At 59.6% G+C, this 3,770-nt stretch carries 6 protein-coding genes; 4 read left to right on the top strand and 2 right to left on the bottom strand.

Translation table 11 applies throughout. The features are described 5' to 3' along the window. From AC6RA8_RS21705 to AC6RA8_RS21695, 3 genes are all read left to right on the top strand, one after another. Positions 1-352: cobalamin-dependent protein (locus tag AC6RA8_RS21705; protein ID WP_500355815.1), on the top strand; the 352-nt coding region annotated here is incomplete at its 5' end. 34 nt (positions 353-386) lie between these two features. Further along, positions 387-932, top strand: coding sequence for a thioredoxin family protein (locus AC6RA8_RS21700; protein ID WP_500355813.1), 546 nt, complete (start codon positions 387-389; stop codon positions 930-932). After that, on the top strand, positions 923-1,555 hold the full coding sequence (locus tag AC6RA8_RS21695) for a DUF1638 domain-containing protein (RefSeq protein WP_500355812.1): 633 nt from the start codon (positions 923-925) through the stop codon (positions 1,553-1,555). The genes AC6RA8_RS21700 and AC6RA8_RS21695 overlap by 10 nt, the downstream gene beginning before the upstream one ends. Before the next feature lie 81 nt (positions 1,556-1,636). Here the strand turns inward: AC6RA8_RS21695 and AC6RA8_RS21690 are convergent, their stop codons facing one another. Beyond that, complete coding sequence (locus AC6RA8_RS21690; protein ID WP_500355810.1) at positions 1,637-2,044, bottom strand: SufE family protein; 408 nt, start codon at positions 2,042-2,044, stop codon at positions 1,637-1,639. 136 nt (positions 2,045-2,180) lie between these two features. Between AC6RA8_RS21690 and AC6RA8_RS21685 the strand changes: the two genes are divergently transcribed. Next, a complete protein-coding gene (locus tag AC6RA8_RS21685; protein ID WP_500355808.1) occupies positions 2,181-2,714 on the top strand; it encodes a hypothetical protein in 534 nt (177 codons plus the stop codon). A gap of 13 nt (positions 2,715-2,727) precedes the next feature. Here the strand turns inward: AC6RA8_RS21685 and rnd are convergent. Beyond that, on the bottom strand, positions 2,728-3,770 hold a 1,043-nt coding region (gene rnd / locus AC6RA8_RS21680), incomplete at its 5' end, for a ribonuclease D (protein ID WP_500355806.1).

Below are 3,770 nucleotides of genomic sequence, written 5' to 3'. Positions count from 1 at the left end.
CGGTAAGAACCTTGTGTCGATGATGATGGAAGGCGCAGGTTTCGAAGTTGTCGATCTGGGCATCAACAACCCGGTCGAAAACTACTTGGAAGCGATCGAACAGGAAGGTCCGGACATTCTGGGCATGTCGGCACTGCTGACAACAACCATGCCCTACATGAAAGTCGTGATCGACACGATGGTCGAACAGGGCATTCGCGATGACTATATCGTTCTGGTCGGTGGCGCGCCGCTGAATGAAGAGTTCGGCAAGGCGATCGGTGCTGATGCCTATTGCCGCGACGCGGCCGTGGCAGTCGAAACGGCCAAGGAATTCGTGGCCCGCAAGCACAACCAACTGGCGGCAGGCTGACTGTCCTGTCGCCCCGGACCAACCGGAGGACGACATGCTGCTTGATACACCGATCTGCGACTTTGGCGCGCCTGCGCCACAGTTCAGCCTCGCCGACGCGTATGGCACCATGCACAGCCTATCCGACCACGTAGGCGAAAATGGCGTGCTGGTGGCGTTCATCTGCAATCATTGCCCCTATGTCATCGCCATTGCGGACCGACTCGCGGCGGATGCGAGGGCTTTGAAAACACTTGGCATCGGCGTGGTGGCGATCAACGCGAATGATTGTGCCGCTTACCCCGCTGACGCTCCGGACAAAATGCCCGGTTTCGCTGCAAAACACGGGTTTGACTTTCCCTACCTCATCGACGCGGATCAGTCCGTGGCAAAAGCCTATGGCGCTGTCTGCACACCCGATTTCTTCGGCTTCAATCGGGATGGGCAACTGCAATACCGGGGACGGCTGGATGACGCGCGAATGGGAGACGCAACAAATCGCATTCCAGAGCTGCTGAACGCCATGCGGCAGGTGGCTGAGACGGGACACGGACCCAAAGACCAGACAGCGAGCATGGGGTGTTCGATCAAATGGCGCTGACAGACGCGCAATTGACTGACTCTGGGCTACCGGCGACCGGTGCGGGACGTATCCTGCTGGTTGCTTGCGGAGCACTCGCCCGAGAAATTCTGGACCTGAAACACACAAACGGCTGGGTTCACATGGACCTGGCGTGCCTGCCCGCCAAGTACCACCTGTTCCCCGACAAGATCACAGAGGCCGTGTGTGAGGCAGTCGCCAAGCACCACGACACCTATGACACCATCTTTGTAGTCTATGCAGATTGCGGCACGGGCGGCCAGTTGCAAGCCGCCTGTGCAGAGATGGGCGTCGAGATGATCGCAGGACCCCACTGCTATAGCTTTTTCGAGGGAAATGAGAGATTTGCGAAGCAAAGCGAAAGCGAAATCACCACCTTCTATCTGACCGACTTTCTTGTTCGCCAATTCGAAGCCTTCGTGATCAAACCAATGGGCCTCGACCGCCATCCCGAACTGCGGGATATGTATTTCGGCAACTACGAAAAACTTGTCTACCAGGCCCAGACTGATGACCCAAGCCTGACCGAAAAGGCACGCAGTGCGGCACGAACCCTGGGATTGACCTTTGAGCGTCGCTTCACAGGGTATGGCGATTTACAAGCCGCGCTGAAGCGGCTTTGACGGCATCTTCTTCTGACTAAGAATACGACGGTGCGGGCAGCGCCCCCTGAAAGATGTCGTCGCCAGCAGGCGACCGCAGGATCACGCAGTGGCCGCCACCAACTGGATTCGCTCGATCATGGCCCGAAGCCCATTTGACCGTTGCGCCGACAAGTGGTCGTTCAACCCAAGGCGCGCCATTTCTGCCCGCGCATCAACCGCCCGCACCTCGGCCACCGGCAAACCGTTGTAGAGCCTGCGCAGCACCGCAATCAGTCCCTTCACGATCATTGCATCGCTTTCGCCGTCAAACCGGAATACCCCGTTTTCGATCTGCGGATGCAGCCACACCTGGCTGGCACAGCCGTCGACCTTGGTTGCTGGGACTTTAAGCGCATCGGGCAGTGGCTCCATCGCCTTGCCCTGTTCGATCACATAGCGATAGCGGTCCTCCCAATCCTCGAGAAACTCAAAATCTTCCACGATCTCTTCAAAGCTGGCCGTTGCCATCCGGTGTCCCCACTTTATGCCTGTGCCTTTGTGACCTAGGCGCAGCAGCCACAAAGGTCCAGAGCGGCAATGGATGCTTTTCAACGGCGCCCGCATCCGCTACCACATGTGCCAAAAGCAAAGATGCGAGCGGACAATGCGCCTGATCCTACCTGCCCTTCTGGTTGCCACGTTGACCCTATCGGCCTGCGCCGCCGTTCGTGATAGCCGGGTGAACCCGGTCAACTGGTTTGGCAACAGCCGGTCTGGACCAGTTCAGCCCGATCCAAGGGCCGAGACCAACCCGCTGATCCCTGAAACGCGGCGAGCGGGCCTGTTTTCCAGTCTGCGGGATCAGACAGAACTCTATGTCGGGACACCGATTGACCAGGTCACAGGTTTGGTGATCGAACCCGTCCCCGGCGGTGCTATCGTGCGCGCCACAGGCATCGCGGGCGAGGACCGTGTCTATGACGTACGTTTGACCACTGAAAGCGACGAAAACGTGCCCGTAGATGGTGTGCTGACTTATCAGCTGCGGGGCATCCATTCGGACCGCCCGACACGCACACTCAGCCAGCGCGTGCGCACGGTCACGGCCGCCCGCCGTCTGACCGATCAGGAACTGTCAGAGATCCGCGTGATCCGGGTCGAGGGCCTGCGCAATGCACAATCCACAACGCGTCGTTGATTAGGCGCGTCCGTCAGTCCAGTGGAATGATCTGAACGTCGGCCCCCTTGGCCGTGAGTGCCACGCGCCCATCACAAAGCCGCAGAGCATCCGTGCCAAACACTTCTGAGCGCCAGCCTTGAAGCGCAGGAACATCCCGCACCCCTGCCGCCAGCGCATCCAAATCCGCGGCCGAGGCGATCAACTTCGCCGCAACCCCTGCACTTTCCGTCTTGGCCTTGAGCAGCACGCGCAGCAAGTCGGCCAAGGCCGGGTTCACCTGCAGCTTTTCGCGTGAACGGTCCGGGCGCGGCATTGTGTCGGGATCCATGTCCAAGCCGCGCTGGACCGCGGCAAGGATGCCATCCGCGATGTCGCCCTTGCGTGCCTCGCGGAGCAGCAGCCGCGAGCGACCCAAATCTTCGAAGGATTTCGGCTTGTTGCTGGCCAGTTCCACCAGCGCATCGTCCTTGAACACCCGGTTGCGGGGGATGTTGCGTTTCTGTGCGTGCGTTTCGCGAAACGCCGCCAATTCCTTGACCACAGCAAGGAACCGTGCTGAATGCGTGCGTGTCTTGACCCGTTTCCAGGCGTCCTCAGGGTTGATCACGTAGGTGGCCGGGCTAAGCAGCGTCTGCAACTCTTCCGACACCCAGCGCGCGCGCCCACTTTCCGCCAGCTTGCCGGCAAGGAATTCGTAAATCTGCCGAAGGTGCGTGACGTCTGCAATCGCATATGTCTTCTGCGCGTCAGTCAGAGGCCGCCGCGACCAGTCCGTAAAACGGGAGGTTTTGTCGAGTGACTGCTTGGCAATCTTGCGCACCAGCGTCTCGTATCCGACCTGTTCTCCAAAGCCGCAGACCATCGCGGCCACCTGCGTGTCGAACAGTGGTTCGGGAAAGACCTGCGCATCGACATAGAAAATCTCAAGATCTTGCCGGGCGGCGTGGAACACCTTGACGACTGACGTGTCGCGAAACAGCTCGTAAAGAGGTCCAAGCGACAGGCCGTCAGCCAGCGGATCCACCAACACAGCGCTGCTGTCATCAGTGCCCGGCATCGCCAACTGCACAAGGC

Source organism: Tateyamaria sp. (assembly GCF_059783535.1).
This window is presented reverse-complemented; position numbering and strand designations above follow the sequence as displayed.